Raw genomic sequence first — 24660 nt, forward strand, 5'->3', positions numbered from 1 at the left:
CCACGCCCGTGGCCTGCAGCGCCTGTTCAATCCACTGCGCAGGCAGACTGCCTCGCACGACTCCCCACTGCTCGGGCGTGGCGTATTGATGGGTCTCGCAAAGGTACTCTTGCAGCAGCATCGGCCGTCCGCCGGCCTCGTGCGGCCTCGGCTTTGTTCATACAGCCTGCACTGTACAAACAGCGAAGGCCCCGAAGGGCCTTTGCTCAACTGAGCGGCATTGGCCTTACGGGCCCCTTTTCGTTTTTCATTACGATGCCTCGATGTTCGCCGCTGCAATCTTCGACATGGACGGGCTGCTGATCGATTCGGAGCGCCCCATCATGGCCGCCTGGATCGACGTCGCCCGCACGCTCGGCATCGAGCTTTCACACAGCCAGTACCTGCAGGTGGTGGGGCTGTCCACGGTGGAGTCCGAAGTCGTCCTCGCTTCGCTGCTGGGCGGGCCGGCCGCCTACACCCACGCGGTGGGCCTCGTGCGACAGCGCCTGCAGCTGGAGCGCTCCGACGGTACGCCACTGTTCCCGATCAAGCCCGGCGCGGCTGAATTCCTGGCGGCGCTGCGCGAACGCGGCACGCGCTGCGCCGTGGCCTCTTCATCGACCGGCGTGCAGATCCAGGCCTGCCTCGGCAGCCTCGACGTGCTGCACCACTTCTCGGCCTTCGCGGGCGGCGACGAAGTGGCGCGCGCCAAGCCCGATCCGGCGCTCTACCTGCTCGCGGCCGAACGGCTGGGCGTGGACCCGGCCGAATGCATCGCCTTCGAGGACAGCGAGAACGGCGCCAGGGCGGCGCTGGCGGCGGGCCTGCGGGTGGTGGTGGTGCCCGACCTCAAGCATCCGCCCGCATCGATCGTCGAGCGGGCCTTCCACGTGCTCGATTCGCTGCACGACGCACTGGCGCACCTGCCGCGCTGGTTTCCGCAACAGGCCATGCAGAAGGTGTAACGGCATGATCAAGATCGGCACCCTCTGCCACGTGGTCGACAGCTGCCTGGCGTCGCCCTTCACGGAGCGTGCCGTGGGCCGGATCGTGGAGGTGGTGTCCGCGCCCTATGAGGCGCCCAGCGAGCGCTACCTGCCCGGCACCTACTACGACGTGCTGTTCGAGGGCTGGACCTTCTACTGCCGCAGCGACAAGCTCGTGCCCATCTCCGACCCCGATGCCCGGATCGAACACTGGGAGGATGCCTTCCTCGAAGAGCCCGGCCTCCTGCCGGCGCCGGCTCCTGTCCCTCAGAGCACTTCGTCGCGCAACTGCGGAAACACCTTCGACACCTTCGCCAGCAGATAGTCGCCGTAGCGCCCGCTGAAGGCGTGGACGTTGGCGCGGTCCCAGCGCTCGGCGCTGTCGTCGCGCGCTTCGGCGCCCGCGAGGCCCTCGATGCGCTGCACCCGCGCCTCGAAGTTCGGATCGAAGAAGAGCGGAAACGAAAGCCGGTCATGCCCCGAGGTGTTGCGCTTCACCCGGTGCGGCGTCGACTTGTAGAGCCCGCCGGTCATGCGGTCGAGCATGTCGCCGATGTTGCATACGAAGGAGCCCGCAACCGGCGGCGCGTCGATCCAGCCGCCGGGCGTGTGCACCGCCAGGCCGCCGATGTGGTCCTGGTGCAGGATCGTCAGCAGCCCGTAGTCGGTGTGCTCGCCCACGCCCCATTGCACGTCGAGGCCCTCGGGCACTGGCTGCGAGGGGTAGTTGAAGAGCCGGAACAGGATCAGCGGGTCGGCCGTGTAGCGCTTCGCGAAGTAGCCCGCCTCGAGGCCCAGGCTCAGCGCGATGCCTTCCATCAGCCGGTGGCCCAGCTGCGTGACGGCGGCCATGTATTCGAGGATGGTCTCGCGAAAGCCCGGCACTTCGGGGAACAGGTTCGGCCCGTGCACCGGCGTCTTCGCCTGCACCAGCGGATGCGTGGCGGGCAGTTCCGTGCCCAGGTACAGGCCTTCCTTCCAGTCGGGCCGGCCCGAGGTCAGCTCGCCGCCCAGCGGAAAGTAGCCGCGCCAGGCGCGCCCGCCCAGGGCCATGCGCCAGCGCATCTTGGTTTCCTCGGGCAGCTCGAAGAAGCGGTGGCTGAGTTCTTCGAGCCGCTTCACCAGCGCCGGATCGACGCCATGGCCGGTCACGTAGAAGAAACCGTGGGCACGGCAGGCTGCGCCGATCTGCGCGGCGACGGCATCGCGCCCGGCGGTGCCGGCAACGAGCGCGGAAACATCGATGAGGGGAAGGGCTGCGTCGGTCATGCGTCTCTCGCGAAGGGGGAGCGGATGTCGGCCAGGAACTGCTGCGCGCGCGGATGCTGCGGCCGGTTGAAGAAGTCGTCGGGTGTGGCGCGCTCCAGCACCTTGCCTTCGTCCATGAAGAGCACGCGGTCGGCCACCTCGCGCGCGAAGCCCATCTCGTGCGTCACGCAGACCATGGTCATGCCGTCGCGCGTGAGGTCGCGCATCACCAGCAGCACCTCGCCGACCATCTCGGGGTCGAGCGCGCTGGTGGGCTCGTCGAACAGCATCAGCGGCGGCTGCATCGCGAGCGCGCGGGCGATCGCCACGCGCTGCTGCTGGCCACCCGAGAGCTCGCCGGGCCAGGCGTTGGCCTTGTTCGACAGGCCGACGCGGCTCAGCAGCGCCATCGCGCGCTCGTCGGCCTGCTTGCGCGTGAGGCCGCGCAGCTGCATCGGCGCCATCGTGCAGTTTTGCAGCACCGTGAGGTGCGGAAACAGGTTGAACTGCTGGAACACGAAGCCGATGCGCGAGCGGAATTCGTTCACGTCCAGGCCCGGCGCGTGGATGTCCTGGCCGTCCACCACGATGCGGCCCGACTGGATCGGCTCCAGCCGGTTGAAGGTGCGGATCAGCGTCGACTTGCCCGAGCCCGAGGGCCCGCACACCACGACCACCTCGCCCTTGTGGATGGTTTCGGTCACGTCGACCAGCGCGTGGTAGCTGCCGTACCACTTGTTGACTTTTTCGAGTTCGATCATGCGGACACCTTGGTGGCGGCGGTGGAGATGCCGCGGCGCGCGAGCCGGCGTTCGAGCCAGTAGGCGAAGCGCGAGAGGCCGAAGCAGAGAATGAAGTACGTCCCGCCCAGGATCAGGTAGATCTGCGCGGGCTTGGTGAACACCTGCGTGTTGATCTGCGTCGCGATGAACGACACCTCGGCCAGCCCGATGATGTAGCCCAGCGAGGTTTCCTTGATGGTCGAGACGAACTGGTTCACCAGCGAGGGCAGCATGCTGCGCAGCGCCTGCGGCAGCACCACGAGGCGCATCGCGCTGCCATAACTCAGGCCCAGCGCACGGGCGGTTTCCATCTGCCCGCGCGGCAGGCCCTGGATGCCGGCGCGCACGATCTCGGCGAGGTAGGCGGCGTCGAACACCACCAGCGCGATCAGCATGGTGGTGAACTGGTCGGTCTTCACGCCGGTGACGCTGGGCAGGAAGAAGTAGGCCCAGAAGATCACCATCAGCAGGGGCAGCCCGCGCACCACGAACACGAAGCCCGTGACCGGCCAGCGCAGCCAGCGCCACGGGCTCACCCGTGCCAGCCCCAGCACGATGCCCAGCGGCAGCGCCAGCACCAGGCCGCAGGAGGCCAGCAGCAGCGTGAGCACCAGCCCGCCGAGCGGGCCGTTCGGGTACTGCCCGATGAGAAAGTAGACCCAGTAGTCGTTGATGATCTGAAGCATCGCGCCGTCGCCTTCCTCAGATCGTCCGCACCGGGTAACGGTGGTGGTACCAGGTGGCAAGCCCCGTGATCGCCAGCGACACCGTCAGGTACGCCGCGCTCGCGAACGCGAAGGACTCGAAGCTGCGGAAGGTCGCGCTCTCGACCTGGCCGGCCTGGTACATCAGCTCGGCCACGCCGATCACGGTGGCGATGGAGGTGTTCTTCCACAGGCTCAGCGTCTGCGAGATGAGCGGCGGAATGGTTACGCGCAGCGCCTGCGGCAGCACCACGCGGCGCATGGTGGCGAGGTAGCTGAATCCCATCGCGCGGCCGGCCTCGAACTGCACTGTGGGAATGGCGCGGATGCCGCTTCGGATGTCCTCCGCCATGAAGGCCGCCGTGTACAGCGCGAGCGCGATGATCGCGCTGTAGGCCTCGATGTGCCCCGTGTAGAGCCATTGCTTGATGTCTTCCGGCAGCAGTTCGGGCGCGCCGAAATACCAGAAGAGCATGTGCGCCAGCAGCGGAATGTTGCGGATCGACTCCACGTACGCGAAGCCGAGCCAGCGCAGCGGCGCGAAGGGCGACAGCCGCAGCAGCGCCACCACCAGCGCGATGGGCAGCGCCAGCGCCAGCGAGGCCGCGAGCAGCTGCAGCGACAGCAGCAGGCCCGCGACAAGCATGTCGTGGTACTTGCCGGTCAGCAGCAAGGAATAGTCGAACAGGGGCATGGGGGGCGACAGTATCACCGCCGCGGGGAAAGAAGAGCCGGGAGCCCGTCGTCCGGCCTCATCCTGTCGTCTCTCCGGCCTTCCCCGAGGGCGAAGGCCGGGGATTCAGGCTCAGTCGATCTTGTCGCTCTCGAGCTTGAAGTCGCGCGACTGGAAGCCCGAAGCCGTGTTCGGGCCGTACCACTTGATGAAGATCTTCTCGGCGTCGCCCGACTTCTCGAGCTCGCGCAGCGTGTCGTCCACCACTGCCTTCAGGCCGCTCTCGCCCTTCTTGATGCCGATGGCCAGCGCCTCGGTGCTCAGGTTCTGCTTGAGCACCACGTACTGCGCCTTCTGCGGGCCCAGCTTGGCGTAGCTGCGCAGCAGCGCGGCCTCGTCGTCGACGTAGCCCACGCCCTTGCCCTGCTGCAGGGCCTGGAAGGCCTGCTGGCTCGTGTCGAAGGTCACGACCTCGACGTTGGGCACGGCCTTGCGGATGTTCGGCTCCTGCGTGCCGCCGCGGATGGTCAGCACCTTCTTGCCGGAGAGCTGCGGCACCTCGGTGATGCCGCTGTCCTTCTTCACGATGGCCTTCTGGCCGGTGACGAAGGTGGTGAGCGAGAAGTCGATCTGCGCCTCGCGCTCCTTGTTGTGCGTGAGGCCAGCGGCCACCAGGTCAACGTGGCCCTGCTGCAGCTCCGGAATGCGCGCGGCTACCGCGATCTGCTTGAGCACCGGCTTCACGCCGATCTTCTTCGCGATGGCGTTCACCAGGTCCACCTCGTAGCCGACGATCTGGCGGGTCTTGGGGTCGACGAAGGTCGCGGGCTCATCCGTGCCGAGCACGCCGACGACCAGCTCGCCCTTTTTCTTGATGTCGGCCAGCTGGTCGGCATGGGCGACGGTGCCGAACAGGAAAGTGGAGGCGGCGAGGGCCGCGGCTGCAATCAGTTTCATGCGCATGTTCTTCTCCTTGATGGAAAGCGTAAGGGGCGGGACCATATCAATAAAACCGCTGATTATTAAATCGTCAATCGACATATGCATATGGTCAGGCTGAAGGCCGCTTTTGCGGGCTGGGTTAAATTCGCGGCGCAAAAACGCGCTTCCGGCGTCTTTCCTCCGCCTCCCTCCGCATCTCTTCGAGCGAGATCCTCATGATCATCAAACCCCGCGTGCGCGGCTTCATCTGCGTCACCACCCATCCCGCCGGCTGCGAAGCCAACGTCCGCCAGCAGATCGAATACGTCAAGGCCAGGCCCGCCATCGAGGGCGGCCCGAAGAAGGTGCTGGTGATCGGCGCATCAACCGGCTACGGCCTCGCCGCGCGCATCACCGCCGCCTTCGGCTGCGGCGCCGGCACGCTGGGCGTCTTCTTCGAACGCCCGGGCAGCGAGACCAAGCCCGGTTCGCCCGGCTGGTACAACACCGCCGCCTTCGAGCGCGCCGCGCACGCCGAGGGCCTCTATGCGAAGAGCATCAACGGCGACGGTTTTTCCGACGCGATGAAGCAGCAGGTCATCGATACCATTCGCGCCGACCTGGGGCAGGTCGACCTCGTCGTCTACAGCCTGGCCGCACCGCGGCGCACGCATCCGAAGACCGGCCAGGTCTTCAACTCGGTGCTCAAGCCCGTGGGCAAGGCGGTGAACCTGCGCGGCCTCGACACCGACAACGAGACCGTGAAGGAATCGGTGCTCGAGCCCGCCACGCAGGAGGAAATCGACAACACCGTGGCCGTGATGGGCGGCGAGGACTGGCAGATGTGGATCGACGCGCTGCAGCAGGCCGGCGTGCTGGCCGACGGCGCCAAGACCACGGCCTTCACCTACCTGGGCGAGCAGATCACGCACGACATCTACTGGAACGGCTCCATCGGCGAAGCCAAGAAGGACCTCGACCAGAAGGTGCTGGGCATCCGCGCGCAGCTTGCGGCCAAGGGCGGCGACGCGCGCGTGTCGGTGCTGAAGGCGGTGGTCACGCAGGCCAGCTCGGCCATTCCGATGATGCCGCTGTATCTGTCGCTGCTGTTCAAGGTGATGAAGGAGCAGGGCGTGCACGAGGGCTGCATCGAGCAGGTGCAAGGGCTCTACGCCGAGAGCCTCTACGGCAGCGCGCCGCACATCGACGCCGAAGGCCGCCTGCGCGCCGACTACAAGGAACTGGCGCCGCAGGTGCAGTCGCGCGTGCTCGAGCTGTGGCCGCAGGTGACCAAGGAGAACCTGTACGAGCTCACCGACTTCGCGGGCTACAAGACCGAGTTTCTGAGGCTCTTCGGCTTCGCGGTGGAAGGCGTGGACTACGAGGCCGACGTGAACCCCGATGTGGGCATTCCGGGCATCGTGCAGCTCTAGCAGGCCCCTCAAGGGATACTCCCGCCCATGCAGATACAAGAAAAGCCGCCCGCCGGCACGCCCTTCGACTGGATCGGCGGCGAACCGAAAGTGGAGGCGCTGGTCGAGCGCTTCTACGACCTGATGGACCTCGAACCCGCCTACGCGCAGCTGCGCGCGGTGCATGGCACCAGTCTCGACAACGCGCGCCAGCGCCTGTTCTGGTTCCTCTGCGGCTGGCTGGGCGGGCCTCAGTACTACACCGACCGCTTCGGCCACCCGATGCTGCGCGCGCGCCACCTGCCGCAGAGCATCGGCGGGCACACCATCGGCATCAAGGAGCGCGACCAGTGGCTGGCCTGCATGGACCAGGCGATGGGCGAGACGGGCGTGCCCGAGGACTTGCGCGCGCGCCTTCGCGACTCCTTCTTCAAGACCGCTGACTGGATGCGCAATAGAGGCGAATGATCGCCGGCCAGACACACGAGCAACGATTTCCGAAAGACGCTTCTTCCATCATGAATTCCATCGTCATCATCGGCGGCGGCCACGCCGCGGCCCAGCTCTGTGCGGGGCTTGCGGAAGCCGGGCAGGGCGCGCGCGTGCACCTGGTCTGCGAGGAGGCCTGCGAGCCGTATCACCGCCCGCCGCTGTCCAAGGCTTTCCTGAAGAGCGCGGAAGAGACCACGCAGCCGCACAAGGCCGCCGACTGGTATCGCGAGGCCGGCATCACGCTGCACCTGGGCGATGCGGCCGTGGCCATTGACCGCGAGGCCCACACCGTCACGCTGAGCTCGGGCGCGGTGCTGCCGTGGCAACAGCTGGTGCTGGCCACCGGCACGCGCGCTCGCCAGATGCCCGGCCTGAAGCCGGGCCTGGAGAACGTCGCCAGCCTGCGCGCGGCCGACGAGGCGCATCGCCTGCGCACGCGCCTCGCGGCGGCAGAGAAGGTGACGGTTCTCGGCGGCGGCTTCATCGGGCTCGAAGTGGCGGCCACTGCCAAGGCGCTGGGCAAGACGGTGCAGGTCATCGAGAGCGCGCCGCGCCTGCTGGGCCGCGCCGTGTCGCCCGAACTCTCGGCGCACGTGCTGGCCACGCATCGCGCGGCGGGCATCGACATCGTGCTCGGCGCGCAGACCGGCGCCTTCGAGATCGAGGGCGACCGGCTGGTTTCGCTGCAGGTCAATGGCGTGAAGCAGCCTGTCGACCTGCTGCTGCTGGGCATCGGCGCGGTGCCGGAGACCGCGCTCGCGCAGGCAGCCGGCATCGAGTGCGCGGACGGCATCGTGGTCGACGGCCACATGCGCACCAGCGCGGCCGACGTGCTCGCGGTGGGCGACTGCACGCGCTTCCCCGATCGCCGCGCGGGCCGCGCGCTGCGGCTCGAATCGGTGCAGAACGCCAACGACCAGGCGCGCACGGCCGTTGCCACGCTCACCGGCGAGGCACGCGCGCACGACGCGGTCGCGTGGTTCTGGTCCGACCAGGGCGGCATGCGCCTGCAGATGGTGGGCCTGATGCCCGCTGAAGGAACGCCCGGCCTGAGCAGCGTGCGCCGCGCGGGCCCGAAGCCCGATGCGTTCTCGCTGTTCCACTACGTCGATGGAAAGCTCGTGTGCGTGGAGTCGGTGAACGCGCCGGTCGATCACATGATGAGCCGCAAGCTGCTCGAAGCGGGCCGCAATCCCGATGCGGCGGCGGTGGCGGATGCCTCGGTGCCGCTGAAGAACCTGCTGGCCTGAGCCGAAGAAGGTGCTCAGCGTCGAGCAGGCGCCAGCAGCACCACCAGCGCCCCGGCTCCGCCTTCGGCCGGTTTCGCCTGCACGAAGGCGATCACCTCGTTCTTCTGGATCAGCCAGCGCTGCGTCTTGGTCTTGAGCACCGGCTGCTTGCCCGGCGAGCCCAGGCCCTTGCCGTGCACCACGCGCACGCAGCGCAGACCCTGTTTGTAGGCGTTGCGGATGAAGCCGCCCAGGGTCTCGCGCGCCTCGTCGCTGCGCAGGCCGTGCAGGTCGACCTGCGCCTGGATGGCCCAGTCGCCCTTGCGCAGCCGCGCGGTGACGTCGGTGCCGATGCCGGGGCGGCGGAAGCTCATGGCGTCGTCCACGTCGAGCAGCGTGGTCACGTCGAACTCGTCCGAGAGCGATTCGCGCAGCACGCGCTGCTCGTCGAGCTGGTGCTGCACCGGGATGGGCGCGGGCGGCTCCGGCGCGAGCGGCACCACGGCCTTGCGGCGCAGCGGCTCGGTGGCGCCGATGGCGCGGGTGAACAGGTCTTTCTCGGCCGCGCGCTTGCGCTCGGCCTGCGCCTTGGCCGCGGCCTCGGCGGCTTCGCGCTCGCGGGTTTCGGCGAGTACGCGCTGCACCTGCTTGAGGTCGGCGAGGTTCTTGATCGAGGGCGCGCGCGCGGGCATCAGAGCAGTCCTTTCTCGGCCATGGAGAAACTCTGCCCGGGGCTCACGATGATGTGGTCGAGCACCCGCACGTCCACCAGCGCCAGCGCGGCGCGCAGCGTCTGCGTGAGCGATTCGTCGGCGCGCGAGGGCTCGATGCTGCCGCTCGGGTGGTTGTGCGCCAGCACCACGGCAGCGGCGTGATGGTGGATGGCGCGCGTGACCACTTCGCGCGGGTAGACGCTGGTCTGCGTGAGCGTGCCGCGGAACATTTCCTCCAGCGCGAGCATGCGGTGCTGCACGTCGAGGAACACCACCGCGAACACTTCGTAGGGGCGCGGGCCGATGTGCAGCTGCAGATACTGCTTGACCGCGTCGGGCGAGTCGAACACCGCGCGCTCGCGCAGCTTCTCGCCCATGGCGCGGCGCGCCAGCTCGAGCACCGCGATCAGCTCGGAGCGCTTGGCGCTGCCGCCCAGTCCCTTGACCGATTTGAGGTCGTCGGCGCCGGTGTGCAGCAGTCCCGAGAGCCCGCCGAAGCGCTCGAGCAGCTGCTGCGCGAGCTGCAGCACGTTCTTGCCCGCCACGCCGGTGCGCAGCAGCAGGGCCAGCAGTTCGGCGTCGGCCAGCGCGGCCGCGCCGCGCGCGATGAGCTTTTCGCGCGGACGGGCATCGAGAGGGAGATCCTTGAAAGACATGAAACCCCGGGTGAAACCTTGGCGGAGCCGGGTGGAAGCCCCGGTCCTTAAAATGAGGCCAGTTTATCGGGACACCTCCCTGTCTCCGCACACCTTCGCTGCACCATGTCCCAAGTCGTGAATTCCGGCTCCTTTATCACCCTGCACTACCGGCTGGCCGGTCCTGCGGGCGACATCATCAACACCTTCGCCGACAAGCCCGCCACGCTTTCGCTGGGCACCGGCGAGCTTTCTCCCGCCATGGAGCAGCGCCTGATGGGCCTGGAAGAGGGCACGCACGCCACCTTCGAGCTGCCCGCGGGCGAGGCCTTCGGCGAGCGCAATCCCGACATGCAGCAGTGGGTGGCCAGGAAGCTGCTCGCACAGATGGGCGACCCCGACGAGCAGTACGCCGTCGGCGACGTGGTGCAGTTCCCAACGCCCGACGGCACGGGCAGCTACGCGGGCGCGGTCATCGAATCGAACGGCACCGCGGTGCGCTTCGACTTCAACCATCCGCTCGCGGGCCAGCCCGTGACCTTCGAAGTGAAGCTCATCGGCGTGCTATGAACCCCGGAATCTCCGAAGTCATCCTGGCCGAGCCGCGCGGCTTCTGCGCGGGCGTGGACCGTGCCATCGAGATCGTCGAGCGCGCCATCGCGAAGTTCGGCGCGCCCATCTACGTGCGCCACGAGATCGTGCACAACACCTACGTGGTGAACGAGCTCAAGGCCAAGGGCGCGATCTTCATCGAGGAGCTATCCGACGTGCCGCCCGGCGCCACGCTGGTATTCAGCGCGCACGGCGTGAGCAAGGCGGTGGAGCAGGAGGCGCGCGACCGCGGCTTCTCGATCTTCGACGCCACCTGCCCGCTGGTCACCAAGGTGCACGTCGAGGTCGCCAAGCTCGCGAAGGAAGGCTACGAGTTCATCATGATCGGCCACAAGGGGCACCCCGAGGTCGAGGGCACGATGGGCCAGCTCTCCAGCGGCATCCACCTGGTTGAAGACGTGGAAGACGTCGCCAGGGTCTCGCCGTCGCAGACCGACAGGCTCGCCGTGGTCACGCAGACCACGCTGAGCGTGGACGACGCCGCCGACATCGCCGCCGCCGTGCGCGAGCGCTTTCCCAAGGTGCGCGAACCCAAGCAGCAGGACATCTGCTACGCCACGCAGAACCGCCAGGACGCGGTGAAGATCATGAGCCCGCAGGTCGACCTCGTGATCGTGGTCGGCAGCCCCACCAGTTCCAACAGCAACCGGCTGCGCGAACTGGCTCAGCGCCTGGGCACCCAGAGCTACATGGTCGATTCGGCCGCCGAGCTCAAGCCCGAGTGGTTCGAGGGCAAGGCGCGCATCGGCATCACGGCCGGCGCCTCGGCGCCCGAAGTGCTGGTGCGCGAGGTGATCGACCGCGTGCGCGCCCTCGGCGCGGTGTCGGTGCGCAAGATGGACGGCATCGAGGAAACCATCAAGTTTCCGCTGCCCAAGGGCCTCAAGCTCGACGACATTCCTCCCCCTGGACACATCTCTTGAACACCACGCAGACCGCCGGCTGGCGCTCCGAAATAGATAGCGCATCGCAACGCCTGGCCGAACGCGCCGGCCACTTCCTGCGCCAGACCCCGCTGTGGAAGCTGCCAGCCGAGGTCTTCGGCATCGGTGCGCCGGGCGCGGAGATCTGGCTCAAGCTGGAGCACATGCAGGTCAGCGGCAGCTTCAAGGCGCGCGGCATGATGAACCGGCTGCTGGCCAACGAGATTCCGCCAGGCGGCGTGATCGTGGCCTCGGGCGGCAATGCAGGCATCGCCACGGCTGCGGCGGCGCGCGCGCTGGGCGTGCCCTGCCAGGTGTTCCTGCCGGGCGTGTCGCCCGAAGCCAAGCGCGCGCGGCTGCGTGCGCTGGGCGCCGAGGTCGTGGTGGTCGGCGAGCTGTACCCCGACGCGCTGGCCGCCTGCCTGACGCGCCAGAAGGAGTCGGGCGCCTTGCTCACCCACGCCTACGACCAGCCCGAAGTGGTGGCCGGCGCCGGCACGCTGGGCCGCGAGATCGAGCAGCAGGGCGGCCTGCCCGATGCGGTGCTCGTGAGCGTGGGCGGCGGCGGCCTGATCGGCGGCCTGGCCGGCTGGTTCGAAAAGCGCTCCCGCGTGGTCGCGCTGGAGCCCGAGAAGGCGCCTACGCTGTTCCGTGCCCGCGAGGCCGGCGAGCCGGTCGACGTGGAGGTGGGCGGCATCGCGGCCGATTCGCTGGGCGCGCGCCGCATCGGCGCCATTGCCTGGGAAATCACGCAGCAGCAGGTGCAGGACGCGCTGCTGCTGTCCGACGAGTCCATCCGCTCGGCCCAGCAGTGGCTGTGGAAGGAGCTGAAGCTGGCCGTGGAACCCGCCGCTGCGCTGCCGCTGGCGGCGCTGCAGACCGGTGCCTACAAGCCGCGCGCGGGCGAGAAGGTCTGCCTGATCGTCTGCGGGGCGAATGTCGATCCCGCTACGGTCGCCTGACGGCTTCCGGCTTCTCGCAGTTCACCCTCCGGGCCACGCCGACCCTGTCGGCGGGCATCGTCAGCCTGCCGCCTTCGGCCAGCGTACGCCCACCTAAAATCCCCCCATGCTCGACATCACCCTGCTCCGCAAAGACCTGGCCTCCGCAGTGGCCGGCCTCGAAAAACGCAAGAAGAACCAGCCGTACCTCGACGTTTCGGCATTCACCGTGCTCGAAGCCGAACGCAAGACGCTGCAGACCCGCACCGAGGAAATCCAGGCCCGCCGCAACGCGCTGAACAAGCAGATCGGCCCGCTCAAGGCCAAGGGCGAATCGACCGACGCGCTGATGGCCGAAGTGAATGCGCTGAAGGCCGAGCAGGAATCGCAATCCAGGCGCCTCGATGAGATCCAGCCCGAACTGCACGCGCTGCTGCTGGCCGTGCCCAACCTGCCGCACGCCAGCGTGCCGGTGGGCGAGGACGAGACCGGCAACGTCGAGATGCGCCGCTGGGCTCCGAAGGGCGGTGCGGGCGCCAACGCCACGCCGCTGGGCTTCGAGCCCAAGGACCACGTCGACCTCGGCGCGCCGCTGGGCCTGGATTTCGAAACGGGCGCCAAGCTCGCTGGCTCGCGCTTCACCGTCATGAAGGGCCCGATCGCCCGCCTGCATCGCGCGCTCGCGCAGTTCATGCTCGACATCCAGACCGAGAAGCACGGCTACAGCGAGTGCTACGTGCCCTACATCGTCAACGCCGCCACCTTGAGCGGCACCGGCCAGCTGCCCAAGTTCGAGGGCGACCTGTTCGCCGCGAAGAAGGGCGGCCAGGACGGCGAGCCCGCGCCCGACCACTCGGCGCTGTACCTCATCCCTACCAGCGAGGTGCCGCTGACCAATTTCGTGCGCGACGAGGTGGTGCCCGAGTCGCAGTTGCCGATCAAGCTCACCGCCCATACTCCGTGCTTCCGCTCCGAAGCGGGCAGCGCTGGCCGCGACACGCGCGGCATGATCCGCCAGCACCAGTTCGACAAGGTCGAGATGGTGCAGATCGTGCACCCCGAGAAGAGCTACGACGCGCTCGAGCAGATGACCGGCCACGCCGAAGCCGTGCTGCAGGCCCTGGAGCTGCCGTATCGCGTCGTGCTGCTGTGCACCGGCGACATGGGCTTCGGCTCCACCAAGACCTACGACCTCGAAGTCTGGCTGCCCGCGCAGGACACCTACCGCGAGATCAGCTCCGTCTCCAACTGCGAAGCCTTCCAGGCGCGCCGCCTGCAGGCCCGCTTCAAGAACGCGCAGGGCAAGAACGAACTCGTGCACACCCTCAACGGCTCGGGCCTGGCAGTGGGCCGCACGCTCGTGGCCGTGCTCGAGAACCATCAGAACGAAGACGGCTCGATCAACGTGCCCACGGCGCTGCGTCCGTACCTCGGCGGGCTCGAAGTTTTGAAGGCTTGATGGCGAGGGCTTCAAAAGCCCCGTTTTTGTCTGCTAGAATCGCAGGCTCGACAGCACCGGAGAGGTGGCAGAGTGGTCGAATGTACCTGACTCGAAATCAGGCGTACTAGCGATAGTACCGAGGGTTCGAATCCCTCCCTCTCCTCCAAAAAATGACGGCCTGATCCATGTAGAACGTGGATCAGGCCGTTTTCTTTTGGATCGACGGTCTGCCTGCAAGACTCTGCGTACTCCCAGGAAAGGATCCGCCATGAAGCTCCATCCCAGGTTGATTTCCAGCGCCGCTGCGGCGTTGGCGATCCTGTCGATCGCCGCCTGCTCGGTGCCGCAGGCGAAGGATGCCGCCGCGGCGCCCGCCGCGCCCGCAGCGTGTCGCCAGGACGCCGCAGCCGCCCTGACGGGCAAGAGCCGCATCAGCGACGCCGATGCCCGGCAGGCGACAGGCGCGTCCATCGTGCGCCAGATCCAGCCGGGACAGCCCGTGACTATGGACTATCGCCGCGAGCGCGTGACCATCGAGACGGACGCGGCCAGCGGCAAGATCGTCCGCGCCTACTGCGGCTAGTCCGGCTCCTGCCGGTCTCAGCCGTTCGCCGCAGCGCCCGTGCCGGCCTGCGCCGAAGGGCGGGCGGTGGCGGCAGTGGCGACCGCGCCTTCCTTGTCGAGCGAGCACCACGCGGCCTGAGGCTGAGCCTTGCCCGCTTCGAGCGAGCACCATGCAGCCGAGGTCTTGGCGGCCTCCGCCGAGCACCATGCGGCCGAGGTCCTGGTGGCCTCCGCCGAGCACCATGCGGCCGAGGTCCTGGTGGCCTCCGCCGAGCACCATGCGGCCGAGGTCTTGGTGGCCTCCGCCGAGCACCATGCGGCCGAGGTCTTGGTGGCCTCCGCCGAGCACCATGCAGCCGAGGTTCTAGTGGCCTCCGCCGAGCACCATGCAGCCGAGGTCTTGGCGGCCTCCGCCGAGCACCATGCGGCTGAGGCCCTAATGGCCTCCGCCGAGCACCATGCAGCCGAATCCTTCGCAGCCGCCGGCGTCGGCTCGCCGAACTCCTCGGCAAGCAGTCGCTGCATCTGCTGGAAGGCCGCCTCCAGCGCCTTCGCGTCGTCCTCGCCGCGCAGGCCGAGGTATGGGAAGTGATGCAGGAAATATCCGAAGGTGGCTTCGCAATCGGCGGCGTATTTCCTCGTGTCGAGGATGTGCATGTGCCAGAAGCGGTCGACGTCCTGTTCGGGCGCGAGGGTCAGCTCGGGGTGCTTCGCGTGCAGGATCAGGTAGCGCTTGTATGCCACTTCCATCTGGTCCGCGTAGCTTGCCGACCAGCCGTAGCCGTCCTCCTTGCGGGTGGCCTTGAACTTGATCGGCGTCAGGTCGAGCGCGTGGATCGCCGCGATCGTCTGTTCCAGTGGCTTGTTCTGGGTTGAATCGGTCATGAATGCTCCTGTGAAGTTTCGGGGAAGCCCGAGCGAACGTGCCCGGTAACGATTGCCGCGAAGGCGCGGCCTTCAGGCCAGCGCCGACGGGGCAAATTGGGTGCGCAGGTGACGCGCCATGAAATCGCGTGCCTCGTCGGCCGGCACAGGCTTGCACAGCCAGTAGCCCTGGGCTTCGTCGCATCCGTGGCTGTGCAGGTAGTTGAACTGGACGGGCGTCTCCACCCCTTCGGCCACCACCTTCATCCGCAGCCCGTGGGCCAGCGTGATGATTCCGTCGATGAGAGCGCGCGCGTCCGCGTCCTGCGAAAGGTCGTTGATGAAGGAGCGGTCGATCTTGACCGTGGAGAGCGGAAAGTGCTTCAGGTACGACAGCGACGAGTACCCCGTGCCGAAGTCGTCGATGGCCAGGCCTACGCCCATGTCGCGGATGGTCCGCAGCAGTTTTGCCGCGTGCTCGGGGTTCGCCATCATCGCGCTCTCGGTGATCTCCAGCTCGAGCAGCGAAGGATCGAGGCCCGACGACTCCAGGATGGCCTTGACGTCGGCCACCAGCGTGCGGCTCTCGAACTGGCGCGGCGACAGGTTGACGCTGGTCAGCACCTCCGGCAGGCCGTGCTTCTGCCATGCGAGCGCGTCGGCACAGGCTCTTTCCAGCGCCCACTTGCCCATCGACACGATCAGGCCGAGCTCCTCGGCGATCGGAATGAACTGCACCGGCGGGATCATGCCCAGCACCGGATGGCGCCAGCGCATCAGCGCCTCCACGCCGACGATGCGCTGCGTCTGCAGGTTCATCTTCGGCTGGTAGTGCATTTCCAGCTCGCCGCGCTCCAGGGCGTGGCGCAGGGCGCTTTCCAGCATGAGCTGCTCGGTGCTCTGCGCGTTCATCTTCGCCGCGTAGAAGCGGTAGGTGTTGCGGCCCTTTTCCTTGGCGCGGTACATGGCGGTGTCGGCGTTCTTCAGCAGCGTCTCGGCATCGCCGCCGTTCTCCGGGTAGATGCTCACCCCCACGCTGGCGCTCACATGCAGCTCGCGGCCTTCGATGATGAAGGGCTCGGCGCAGCGGTCCAGCACCTTCTCGGCCAGCACCGCGGCGTCGTTCGCGCTGTCGAGGTTTTCCATCAGCAGCACGAATTCGTCGCCGCCGAAGCGCGCCACCACGTCGCTGTCGTGCAGCAGCTTCCTCAGGCGCTTGCCGCAGGTCTTGATCATCTCGTCGCCCACGCCGTGGCCGAGCGTGTCGTTGATGTGCTTGAAGCGGTCCAGGTCGACGAACATCACGGCGAACTGCTTCTGCTGGCGGTTGCTGCGCCTGATGGCCCGGGCCAGCTCGTGCTGCAGCGCCGAGCGGTTGAGCAGCCCCGTCAGCTCGTCGTGGCTGGCCATGAAGCGCAGGGTCTTCTCGGCCTGCTTGCGCTGCCGGTACTGGACGATCTGCAGTGCGATGACGCGCAGCGACTCCAGCGTCTCGGCGTCCGCGACGTACGGACTGGCGCCGAAGAGTTCCAGCGCCGTGGTCGCTTCGGGCGCGACCATGGGTACCACCAGGCCGGTGGTCAGCCCCGCCTCGCGCGCCATCGCGTCGCGGGTGAAGTGGCTCGGCGATGCCTGCGTGTCGATGCGCACGACGCTGCCGATTCCCCACGCGCGGCCCAGCGAGCCTTCGCCGGAGCGGTAGGTGAGCAGGCGGCTGGCCTCGACGAAGCCCCGCACCGCCGGGTCGTTGTCCACATGCCAGGCCACGGCGCAATGGGCCAGGCCGTCCTCGCCGACGCTCCACAGCGCGCCGCAGTCCCAGCGCAGGTCGGTGCATATCGCTTCAAGGGCCAGCGCGATCACCGTCTCGGTCCTGCCGTCACCGGCCAGCAGGCGCGCGATCTTGTATTCGAGCTTCTGGCGCAGCGCATCCTTGCGCGGCCGCGTGGCGTCGCGCACCGTGCCGCGCACCAGCCTCCTGCCCGCGTCTTCGCCCGACTGCGCGATGACATGCAGCCAGCGTTCGGTGCCGTCGGGCAGGCAGAGCCTGTGCTCGAACTCGCTGCGCTCGGTGGACTGGGACGCCAGCGCGATCTGCCGCTCGACCGTGCCGCGCTCCATGTTCGGCACGCGCGAGAGCAGGGCGTGCAGGTCCAGCGGCAAGGGGTCGTCGGCAAAGCCCAGGATGCGCCGCGCCTCCTCGGAGCATTGCAGCGCGCCGGTTTCGGGGTCGAGCGTCCAGCTGCCCAGGCTGGCCAGGTGCTGCGCGTCCTCGAGCTGCCGCTCGCTCGCGCGCAGGTGGCTGGTCATCTCGTCCGCCAGGACCTGGGCCCGGCTGCCCGTGGTGGCCAGCGACAGCATGATGCCGGCCAGCAGCGTGCTGGTGGCGAGGCCGCCCAGGAACACGAGCCACGGTATGGTCTTGTCCAGCGGGCCGAGGATCTGGCTCTCGTCCTGCTTCACCTCGACCACCCAGGAGCGGCCGCCCAGCTCGAAGCCGAGCGTGCGCTCCAGGCTGTTCGCGGGTTCGGCAACGGGCTTGGCGATGGTGGCGCTGTCGAACAGCAACTGCCGGTCGCTGAACGCGATCGGCGTCACGAACCTGGTTTCGATGCGCGTTCCGATCGGTCCCCGGCCCGGACCGGCGTCGGCCAGGCGCAGGCGCAGCGTCTTCGCGGCCTCGATGCTGATCACGTCGCGCAGCATGCCCGTGATGCTGAAGCCCGCGCCCACCGAGCCCATGTAGGCCTGGCGCCGCTGCTCCAGCGTATCGACCGGCATCTTCGGGCGGTACACCGGCAGCCGCATCGCCAGCCCGACGTCCGAGCCGCGGCCCGCGATGCGGATCTTGCGGCCGGAGGTGACGAGCCCGCCGGTGTCGCGCCCCTGTTCGAGCGCGTCGCCGCGGTCGGGCATGGCGCCCAGGTCGTTGCCCAGCAGTTTCTCGTTGCCCGCCAGCGGCTCGATGAAGGCCAGCGGGTAATAGATATCCCGCGTGCCGCCCGGCTTGATGGCGAAGCCGGAGCTGACGGCCGCGTCGAGGCTGTCGTCGCCGCGAACCTGCTCCTCGAAGATCTGCTTGTCCTCCGGCATGACGCGGGGCGCGTAGTTGACTGCCTGGAAGCCGGGGTAGGCGCTCGGCAGGTTCAGGCCCGAGACGTAGTCCCGGAAGTCGCTGCGGGTCACTCCCTCCGAGGTATTGAAGCGCGCGCGCAGGCCGATCAGGACGGCGATGTAGTCGTCGAACCGGCCTTCGACCTTCCGCGCCAGATCGAGGGCGGTAGCGTCGAAGCGCGTCCGCGCGCTGCGCCCGATTTCCTGATGGGCATAAATTCCGAGGGCGATCGACAGCGCCGTGCCGAGTATGAAGATCACAACCGGCAGGCGAATCCTGGCCCAGATGGACAAAGACATGGTTCGATCCTGTCGCTAGTGCAAGCCGGATGGCTCCGAGTGCCCCACAGTGTGGCACGGGAGCGGACGCAACGGTTTCAATTGGGAACAATTCACTCGTAATTCTGTAATGTTGGGTAAGGAGTTCTTAATTGTTAATTCTTAAGATTTAAATTTGTCTGGCGCCAAAGCTTTTGACCCGGGTCAAAAGACCGCTCCTGGGTACCTCGGAAAGCGGCCTCCTGCCTGGAATGCCTGCGACGGCACCGCAACGGCGCGACGAAGCATCCGCCCGGCCTTCAATGGTCGGAGGTGCTGTATTTCGGTCTGTGGAACCGCGCCGAATTCGAGGCGAACAAGGATCGGCAGTAGCAGCCGGCGGGCAGGCTTCAGGCGGCCGCCGATCGGCGCGTCACCGTGCCCGGGAATTCCTCCACCGACGCGAGCAGCGGCGTCGCCTTCAGGCACAGGATCCGCGCCTCGCGGCCATCGCGTGCCCGCTCGAGGCAGAGCGCGACAGCATGGGCGTCGTCGGGCTGCAGCCGCCAGAACTGCCAGCCGGTGGCGTCGTCGTCCTCCAGGGCGTGTCCGAATCCGATGGCCTGGCTGCCGCTTCCGTCCAGGTCGAAGGAAAAGCGGTCCAGCGGAATCGAAAGGCCCATGCCGCGCGCCTTGATGTAGCTTTCCTTGAGCGTCCACAGATCCCAGAAGCGCGACGGCTGCTGCGCGGCTGGAAGCTGCTGCAGCGCCTGCGCCTCCTTCGCCGAGAAGAAATGCCCGGCGACCTCCAGCGGCGCGTTCCTTGCCGTGTGCTCGACGTCCACGCCCACTTCGCGCTCCACCGCCAGCGCTGCCACCACGAGCGACGCGCTGTGCGAAATGTTGAAGCGGATGCGCTGCGCCTGCGGCAGCGCATTGGCGATCCGCGGGCGACCGTATTCGTTGTTCTCGAAGCGCCAGTCCGCTGGAGCGACCTGGGGAACGTAGCGCGAGAGCAGCGAGCGGATCAGCCCTCGTGTCATCAGATGGCGGCGCCTGTCCCGGGCGAAATGAAAACGCCCGTGCTTCTCCCGCTCCTCGGTCGTCAGGAGGGCCATGATGGCCGCGTCGCCGGCGGGGTCGTCCTGTTCAGGCACGTACAGGTGCCAGAGGTGGACCTGGTGCGCATCGATCTGCAATTGCATGCGCAGGATTCTGGCCTGCCCCGGCGGCGTCCGGCCCTCGCCCGATTCAGCCCGGCTTAAGTTTGCCGGTCCATACTGGAGCCGACGGTCCGCTGGCGTTGGTAGAGGTTGCCACTGGCACCCGCGCCGCTTGATGCGGGCGGTTCCTCGAGGCCGGCGATCGTCACGTCTTCCTTGCCGCCTGCGCTAAGCGCGGGCGGCTTCCCCCAGCCAGTTCGGCTCGTTGGACGTATCCGGAAAGCCCGAGTCGTCCACGGTCCCGGTGCCAGCCATCGGCTGCACGGCCGCGTGCCGCAGCTCGTAGCCCCGGCCGTACACCGAGTGCAGCACGAACTCGTTCGCCTTGTGCAGCGAGAGCTTGCGGCGGATGTTCGCCACGCAGCAGTCGAGCACCCGGCTCTTGCGCTCGACGCGCGAATCCGGCCACAGCGAACCCAGCAGCCAATCGCGCTCCAGCAGCTGTCCGGCGTTGCGGAACAGCAGCAGCGCCAGTTCGAACTCGCGCGGCTTCAGGCGGATTTCCTCGCCCTTGCGCACCACCACCTTGCGGTTGCCGATGAAGCGGTAGTCGCCGAACAGCGCGCTCGTCGCCTGCGGATGCAGCAGCGTGTCGTTGCGCCGCAGCGCCTCGCGAACGCGCAATTCCACCTCGAAATCGTCGACCGGCAGCACCGCGAAATCGATGCCCGGACCCTTCGACTCGGGCTCGGCGGCCGACAGCACCTCGGCCAGCAGCTCGCGCTGCAGCGCATTGGCGACCAGGAAGATCGGCACCCGCAGCGCCTGGCACATCGAGGTCAGCACCGGCCACGCGCCTTCGTCCTTCAGCACCACCAGCAACAGGTCGAAGTGGTTGGTGCCGTGCGTCGCCGCATGCAGGAAGTCGGCGCTGTTGTCGAACGAAACCGGCGTGCAGCCCATCAGGCGCAGCTTCTGGCCCCACGCGCGCGTCTGGGCTTCGTCGCAACCCACCATGGCCACCTGCCGCGCGTCGCCGCGAGCATCGTTGTTCATGTCGAAAGCTTCCATGTGTTGGTGGCGGCGGTGGGTGATGAGGGTTGCCCGCGTTCAGCGCTCGCCGGCGCGTGGCAGCTTCCAGCCGATGCCGGCGTTGAATCCCCAGTCCCGCCCCGCGCTGGCGAGGGTCATGCCCCAGGCAGTCCGCCCGTCATCCGAAAGAGTCCTGAAGCCCAGGCTCACCGCCGTGTAGCCCCTGTAGCTGCCGAAGGCGAGGCCCTCGGTCTTCTCGCCGGGCTGGAGGGCGGGCACGTAGGCGGCCGTCATCGCCACGGCCATGGCGGTGCCCGAATAAGCGACGCGCTCAACGTCGCGCAGCACCGCGCCCGTCTGGCTCAGCTGGCCGACGTTGACCGCGTCTGCCGGCTGCACGCCCGGCGCCAGGTTGGAGATCGCCACGCCCCCGGCAGCGCCCGCCGTGCCGTGCCCGACGGCGGCGCACAGCCACAGCGCGACCAGCAGCGCCGCCCGCACGCGCTCAGCCCGCCGCGAGGCGGTTGCCCGAGCCCGCCTGCGTCTTGCGCACGCCGTCCGGTCCGTAGAACAGCTGCGCACTGGCCTGCAGGAAGTGCAGTGCCTGTTGGGTGAAATCGAGATGCGCGTAGACCATCGAGCCGTTGCGCAGGTTGTGGCCGCGCGCCTGCCCGGCCAGTTCCAGCAGTTCCTCCCAGGCCTGCCGCGCCTGCGGGCCGGCAGCGGCGGCGGCCGCATCGGCGCCCTCGCGGCCGGGCCCGAAGCCCAGTGCTGCCTGCAGCGCCTCGCGCTGCGCGTCGAGTTCGGCCATGCGGTCCAGCAGCACGGTCTTTTCCGCGGCGATGGCCGCCAGGTCGGTGAAGCTGCCGCCCGACATGGCCTCGGCCTCGCGGTCGAGCACCGATACGAATTCCTCGATGCAGGCGGCCTCGGCGCGCAGGTGGGCCAGCAGGTCGGACTGCTGCTTTCTCATTCGCCTTCGCCCTTCTTCACGTCCTGACCGTTGCCCGCGGGCGCATCGGGCGCGCCGGGCGTGAGCAGGTCGCGCACGCTGGCCAGCAGGCCGTCGGCGATGCGTTCGGGGCGGATCTGGTAGCGCCCCGCGCGGATGTCCTCGCGGATCGCCGCCACGCGGGCCGCGTCGAAATCGCTGGCGGCGCCCGCGGCGCTGGGCAGCGAGTGGACGTGCGCCGACGGGGCCGGTGCCGCCGCCTTCGCGGTGCGCTGGGCGGCGTCGGCGCCGGCCGAAGCGGTCGTGCCTGCCGTACCGGCGGTGGCTGGCGTCGTTCGGTGAAGGGACGTGGCCGAGGGGGCGGGTTGATCGATTTTCAAGATGATTCCTCAGGGGCTGACCCGTATATCGGCAGCCCGCGCAAGAACTTTAGGAATGGCGTGCATGGCGGCTCTTGTGCGGCGCGTCATTGCGCCAGCCGGATCTGCCCCTCTTCGTCCGCCACGCCGCTGACCAGCCGGCCGTCCAGCGTCCTGGCCTGTACCACGGCGCCTGCAGCCGCTCCGGTCATGGCCTTGGCCTCGGTGCTGATGACGAAGCCCTGGCCCTGCGCCACCACCTTCACCGCCTGCCCCTGCTGGATGACGGTGACGCCGCGCAGCAGCTCCTTGCGCAGCGGCGCGCCGGGCGCCACGCGGTTGGCCGTGACCACGCCGGCGAGCTCGGCCGCGCTGGTGACGATGGAGCGCGGCAGTCGCGTGAGGTCGCCGGTGCGCTCCGCGACGTCGCCCGCGCCCAGCGGCCGGCCCGCATCGATCGCGCGCGCGGCCACGAAATAGCTGCCTTCCACCGCGACGTGCGCCTGCACGAAGCGCGTCCAGGGCCGCTCCGTCTGGCAGCGAACGCCCACCGAGACGCGGCCCCACGGCTTCGCGCCCGGCGGCAGGAAGGCCTCGGGCGCGTCGCATGCGGGCAGGGCCGAGGTGCCGCGGCCTTCCAGGCTGATCGTCACCTTGCCCGGCAGCCCGGCCGATTGCGCCTGCAGGTATTTCTCGATGACCGCGTCGGCGGAAGCAGCGCCTTCGGCTGCGCCTGCTGCGCTGGCCGCGCAGCAGCACGACAGCGCCAATGCCGCTGCGGGCAGCACGGTGCGCAGTGCGTGGTCGCGAAGCTCGGCAAGCGTTGGAAGGGTCATCGGATATGTGTGGGTGGTGGCTTCGGCGGCGGTGCGTCACACAGGAGCAACGCATTCCGCCGCACGGAAATTCTAGAAATCCGTGCGGCTATCGAAGTTGCGAGCAGCAGGCGAAAACCCCCTTTGTTCGGGCGATTGCAAAAGCGGCTCGTGCATAGACTCGCTTTCCATCTGTCGCTGCGCCCCGCGCACTGGCGACGCCTCAACGGATGGAACAAACATGCTCGACAAGCTGGATGCGGCGCTTCGCTTCAACCGCGAAGCCCTCAACCTCCGCGCGGAACGCCAGGAGGTCCTCGCGGCCAACATCGCCCATGCGGACACGCCCAACTACAAGGCGCGCGACTTCGACTTCAGCGCACGCCTGAGCGACGCCGTGGAGCGCGGCCGCGCGTCGCAGTCGATGTCGCTGGCCACCACCTCGTCGCGCCATCTCGCGGGACAGGCGCAGGCCATGCCCGACAAGGACCTGCTCTACCGCGTGCCCAACCAGTCCAGCCTCGACGGCAACACCGTCGAGATGGACGTCGAGCGCATCGCCTTCGCCGACAACGCGCTGCGCTACGAATCGAACCTCACCGTCATCAACGCGAAGATCAAGTCGCTGCTCTCTGCGGTGCAGCAGTAAGCAGCCAGAGCCCGTTCCATGCCCTTCAACAGCACCTCCATGAACATCTTCAACGTGGCCGGCTCGGCCCTGACCGCGCAGTCGCAGCGCATGAACGTGACCGCGAGCAACATGGCCAACGCCGAGAGCGTGGCCGGCCCCGACGGCATGCCCTACCGCGCGAAGCAGGTCGTGTTCCAGGTCGCTCCCTCGTCGTACGGCGCCGGGGACATCGGCGGCGTCAAGGTGGCCGGCGTGGTGGAAGACCCGTCCCCGCCGAAGCTCGTGTTCGACCCCAAGAGCCCGCACGCCAACGCCGAAGGCTACGTGGCGATGCCCAACGTCAACGTGGTCGAGGAGATGACCAACATGATCTCCGCCTCGCGCAGCTACCAGGCCAACGTCGAAGTGCTCAACACCGCCAAGACGCTGATGGTCAAGACGCTGACCCTCGGCCAGTAACTCCCCAAGTCCCGCAAGACGCACAAGAAAGAACAGGCACGAACGCGCCATGGCCATTTCCGATACCTCGTCCATCACCGGACAGAACGCCGCCTCCGCGGTTGGCGGCAACAGCAGCACCTCGAACGTCGACAGCGAGCAGCGCTTCCTGAAGCTGCTGGTCACGCAGCTGAACAACCAGGACCCGCTCAACCCGATGCAGAACGCCGAGCTCACCTCGCAGCTGGCGCAGATGAGTACCGTCAGCGGCATCGAGAAGCTCAACAGCACGCTCTCGGGCCTGGTGAACCAGACCAGCTCCAACCAGCTGCTGCAGGCCACTTCGCTGATCGGCTACAACGTGCTGTCGCCGGGCGATTCGCTCACCACCAAGGAGCCCGAGGCAGGCAAGGAGCCCGCGTCGCAGGCCTTCGCCGTCGAACTGCCGGGCACGGCCTCCGACGTCGACATCAAGATCGTCGATTCCACCGGCAAGGTCGTGCGCACCATCAACGCCGGCTCCATGACCGAAGGCGTCAACGCCGTCACCTGGGATGGCAAGGACGACACGGGCGCCGTGGTGCCCGCGGGCGCCTACCGCTTCACCGTGGACGCAAGCAACAGCGGAACCACCGTGAAGGCCACGGCGCTCACTTTCTCGCAGGTGGCGGCGGTCAAGCAGGGCGCTGCCGGCGTCACGCTCGAACTGATGACGGGCAGCAACATCAGCCTGTCCGACGTGCGCCTGTTCCTCTGAGCGTCTTCTTTCCCTTCCT

Annotated in this window: 28 protein-coding genes and 1 tRNA gene; 14 read left to right on the plus strand and 15 right to left on the minus strand. The window is 68.0% G+C overall.

What is annotated here, in order from left to right; genetic code table 11:
• Positions 1 to 263 precede the first annotated feature (263 nt).
• Together EJP67_RS18915 and EJP67_RS18920 are read left to right on the plus strand one after the other, a co-directional pair.
• Entirely contained in the window at positions 264 to 947 is a 684-nt protein-coding gene (locus tag EJP67_RS18915) for an HAD family hydrolase (RefSeq protein WP_126023258.1), read from the plus strand.
• Between the two features lie 4 nt (positions 948 to 951).
• On the plus strand, positions 952 to 1293 hold the full coding sequence (locus EJP67_RS18920) for a hypothetical protein (RefSeq protein ID WP_126023259.1): 342 nt from the start codon (positions 952 to 954) through the stop codon (positions 1291 to 1293).
• On the opposite strand, the gene EJP67_RS18925 is transcribed toward EJP67_RS18920, so the two are convergent.
• The 5 genes from EJP67_RS18925 to EJP67_RS18945 all read right to left on the minus strand — a co-directional run bounded on the left by EJP67_RS18925 (position 1236) and on the right by EJP67_RS18945 (position 5338).
• On the minus strand, positions 1236 to 2237 hold the full coding sequence (locus EJP67_RS18925) for an isopenicillin N synthase family dioxygenase (RefSeq protein WP_126023260.1): 1002 nt from the start codon (positions 2235 to 2237) through the stop codon (positions 1236 to 1238). The genes EJP67_RS18920 and EJP67_RS18925 overlap by 58 nt on opposite strands.
• Positions 2234 to 2977, minus strand: coding sequence for an amino acid ABC transporter ATP-binding protein (locus EJP67_RS18930; protein ID WP_126023261.1), 744 nt, complete (start codon positions 2975 to 2977; stop codon positions 2234 to 2236). The genes EJP67_RS18925 and EJP67_RS18930 overlap by 4 nt, the downstream gene beginning before the upstream one ends.
• The gene (locus EJP67_RS18935) at positions 2974 to 3684 is read right to left on the minus strand and encodes an amino acid ABC transporter permease (RefSeq protein ID WP_126023262.1); all 711 of its coding nucleotides are present in this window, start codon (positions 3682 to 3684) and stop codon (positions 2974 to 2976) included. The genes EJP67_RS18930 and EJP67_RS18935 overlap by 4 nt, the downstream gene beginning before the upstream one ends.
• Positions 3685 to 3700: 16 nt before the next feature.
• Entirely contained in the window at positions 3701 to 4396 is a 696-nt protein-coding gene (locus tag EJP67_RS18940) for an amino acid ABC transporter permease (RefSeq protein ID WP_126023263.1), read from the minus strand.
• Between the two features lie 111 nt (positions 4397 to 4507).
• Positions 4508 to 5338 carry an ABC transporter substrate-binding protein gene (locus EJP67_RS18945; protein ID WP_126023264.1) on the minus strand — a complete coding sequence of 277 codons (831 nt, stop codon included), beginning with the start codon at positions 5336 to 5338 and terminating at the stop codon, positions 4508 to 4510.
• A 194-nt stretch (positions 5339 to 5532) separates the two neighbouring features.
• Between EJP67_RS18945 and fabV the strand changes: the two genes are divergently transcribed.
• From fabV to EJP67_RS18960, 3 genes are read left to right on the plus strand one after another with little or no spacing between them, the layout of a single operon-like run.
• Positions 5533 to 6729 carry an enoyl-ACP reductase FabV gene (gene fabV, locus EJP67_RS18950; protein WP_126023265.1) on the plus strand — a complete coding sequence of 399 codons (1197 nt, stop codon included), beginning with the start codon at positions 5533 to 5535 and terminating at the stop codon, positions 6727 to 6729.
• 27 nt (positions 6730 to 6756) lie between these two features.
• Positions 6757 to 7176, plus strand: a complete 420-nt coding sequence (locus EJP67_RS18955; RefSeq protein WP_126023266.1) for a group II truncated hemoglobin — start codon at positions 6757 to 6759, stop codon at positions 7174 to 7176.
• 50 nt (positions 7177 to 7226) lie between these two features.
• On the plus strand, positions 7227 to 8450 hold the full coding sequence (locus EJP67_RS18960; protein ID WP_126023267.1) for an NAD(P)/FAD-dependent oxidoreductase: 1224 nt from the start codon (positions 7227 to 7229) through the stop codon (positions 8448 to 8450).
• 14 nt (positions 8451 to 8464) lie between these two features.
• On the opposite strand, the gene EJP67_RS18965 is transcribed toward EJP67_RS18960, so the two are convergent.
• Both EJP67_RS18965 and radC read right to left on the minus strand, forming a co-directional pair.
• Positions 8465 to 9121, minus strand: coding sequence for a Smr/MutS family protein (locus tag EJP67_RS18965; RefSeq protein ID WP_126023268.1), 657 nt, complete (start codon positions 9119 to 9121; stop codon positions 8465 to 8467).
• The gene (gene radC, locus EJP67_RS18970) at positions 9121 to 9798 is read right to left on the minus strand and encodes a RadC family protein (RefSeq protein ID WP_126023269.1); all 678 of its coding nucleotides are present in this window, start codon (positions 9796 to 9798) and stop codon (positions 9121 to 9123) included. The genes EJP67_RS18965 and radC overlap by 1 nt, the downstream gene beginning before the upstream one ends.
• Before the next feature lie 105 nt (positions 9799 to 9903).
• Here radC and EJP67_RS18975 point away from each other — a divergent pair, with 105 nt between their 5' ends.
• The 6 genes from EJP67_RS18975 (at position 9904) to EJP67_RS19000 (ending at position 14277) form a co-directional block, all read left to right on the plus strand.
• Positions 9904 to 10347 (plus strand): FKBP-type peptidyl-prolyl cis-trans isomerase, encoded by a 444-nt coding sequence (locus EJP67_RS18975; protein WP_126023270.1) that lies wholly within the window; start codon positions 9904 to 9906, stop codon positions 10345 to 10347.
• A complete protein-coding gene (ispH, locus tag EJP67_RS18980) occupies positions 10344 to 11312 on the plus strand; it encodes a 4-hydroxy-3-methylbut-2-enyl diphosphate reductase (RefSeq protein WP_126023271.1) in 969 nt (322 codons plus the stop codon). The genes EJP67_RS18975 and ispH overlap by 4 nt, the downstream gene beginning before the upstream one ends.
• Entirely contained in the window at positions 11309 to 12274 is a 966-nt protein-coding gene (locus tag EJP67_RS18985) for a threonine/serine dehydratase (RefSeq protein ID WP_126023272.1), read from the plus strand. Before ispH ends, EJP67_RS18985 begins: the two co-directional genes overlap by 4 nt.
• Positions 12275 to 12380: 106 nt before the next feature.
• Positions 12381 to 13712, plus strand: a complete 1332-nt coding sequence (gene serS / locus EJP67_RS18990) for a serine--tRNA ligase (protein WP_126023273.1) — start codon at positions 12381 to 12383, stop codon at positions 13710 to 13712.
• A gap of 58 nt (positions 13713 to 13770) precedes the next feature.
• Positions 13771 to 13860 (plus strand) — tRNA-Ser (locus tag EJP67_RS18995).
• Positions 13861 to 13962: 102 nt separating this feature from the next.
• Positions 13963 to 14277: an I78 family peptidase inhibitor gene (locus EJP67_RS19000; RefSeq protein WP_126023274.1), complete on the plus strand. Its 315-nt coding sequence runs from the start codon at positions 13963 to 13965 to the stop codon at positions 14275 to 14277.
• A 17-nt stretch (positions 14278 to 14294) separates the two neighbouring features.
• Here the strand turns inward: EJP67_RS19000 and EJP67_RS19005 are convergent, their stop codons facing one another.
• The 8 genes from EJP67_RS19005 to flgA form a co-directional block, all read right to left on the minus strand.
• The gene (locus EJP67_RS19005; protein WP_240650702.1) at positions 14295 to 15143 is read right to left on the minus strand and encodes a glycine-rich domain-containing protein; all 849 of its coding nucleotides are present in this window, start codon (positions 15141 to 15143) and stop codon (positions 14295 to 14297) included.
• Between the two features lie 72 nt (positions 15144 to 15215).
• Positions 15216 to 18536 carry a bifunctional diguanylate cyclase/phosphodiesterase gene (locus tag EJP67_RS19010; protein WP_126023275.1) on the minus strand — a complete coding sequence of 1107 codons (3321 nt, stop codon included), beginning with the start codon at positions 18534 to 18536 and terminating at the stop codon, positions 15216 to 15218.
• Between the two features lie 368 nt (positions 18537 to 18904).
• Complete coding sequence (locus EJP67_RS19015) at positions 18905 to 19699, minus strand: 4'-phosphopantetheinyl transferase family protein (protein WP_126023276.1); 795 nt, start codon at positions 19697 to 19699, stop codon at positions 18905 to 18907.
• 186 nt (positions 19700 to 19885) lie between these two features.
• Positions 19886 to 20713 (minus strand): winged helix-turn-helix transcriptional regulator, encoded by an 828-nt coding sequence (locus EJP67_RS19020; RefSeq protein WP_126023277.1) that lies wholly within the window; start codon positions 20711 to 20713, stop codon positions 19886 to 19888.
• Between the two features lie 54 nt (positions 20714 to 20767).
• The gene (locus EJP67_RS19025; RefSeq protein ID WP_126023278.1) at positions 20768 to 21190 is read right to left on the minus strand and encodes a YadA-like family protein; all 423 of its coding nucleotides are present in this window, start codon (positions 21188 to 21190) and stop codon (positions 20768 to 20770) included.
• A 4-nt stretch (positions 21191 to 21194) separates the two neighbouring features.
• Positions 21195 to 21662, minus strand: coding sequence for a flagella synthesis protein FlgN (locus EJP67_RS19030; RefSeq protein ID WP_126023279.1), 468 nt, complete (start codon positions 21660 to 21662; stop codon positions 21195 to 21197).
• Positions 21659 to 22021, minus strand: coding sequence for a flagellar biosynthesis anti-sigma factor FlgM (gene flgM / locus EJP67_RS19035; protein ID WP_126023280.1), 363 nt, complete (start codon positions 22019 to 22021; stop codon positions 21659 to 21661). Before flgM ends, EJP67_RS19030 begins: the two co-directional genes overlap by 4 nt.
• 86 nt (positions 22022 to 22107) lie before the next feature.
• A complete protein-coding gene (flgA, locus tag EJP67_RS19040) occupies positions 22108 to 22836 on the minus strand; it encodes a flagellar basal body P-ring formation chaperone FlgA (RefSeq protein WP_126023281.1) in 729 nt (242 codons plus the stop codon).
• A gap of 220 nt (positions 22837 to 23056) precedes the next feature.
• Between flgA and flgB the strand changes: the two genes are divergently transcribed.
• Genes flgB through EJP67_RS19055 form a run of 3 tightly spaced genes read left to right on the plus strand, consistent with a single transcriptional unit; the run spans position 23057 to position 24641 of the window.
• Complete coding sequence (gene flgB / locus EJP67_RS19045) at positions 23057 to 23464, plus strand: flagellar basal body rod protein FlgB (protein ID WP_126023282.1); 408 nt, start codon at positions 23057 to 23059, stop codon at positions 23462 to 23464.
• Between the two features lie 18 nt (positions 23465 to 23482).
• Positions 23483 to 23905 (plus strand): flagellar basal body rod protein FlgC, encoded by a 423-nt coding sequence (flgC, locus tag EJP67_RS19050; protein ID WP_126023283.1) that lies wholly within the window; start codon positions 23483 to 23485, stop codon positions 23903 to 23905.
• Between the two features lie 49 nt (positions 23906 to 23954).
• Complete coding sequence (locus tag EJP67_RS19055) at positions 23955 to 24641, plus strand: flagellar hook assembly protein FlgD (RefSeq protein WP_126023284.1); 687 nt, start codon at positions 23955 to 23957, stop codon at positions 24639 to 24641.
• The last annotated feature ends 19 nt before the right edge of the window (positions 24642 to 24660 follow it).

Origin of the sequence: Variovorax guangxiensis (assembly GCF_003952165.1) — a bacterium.
Classification (GTDB): Bacteria; Pseudomonadota; Gammaproteobacteria; order Burkholderiales; family Burkholderiaceae_C; genus Variovorax; species Variovorax guangxiensis.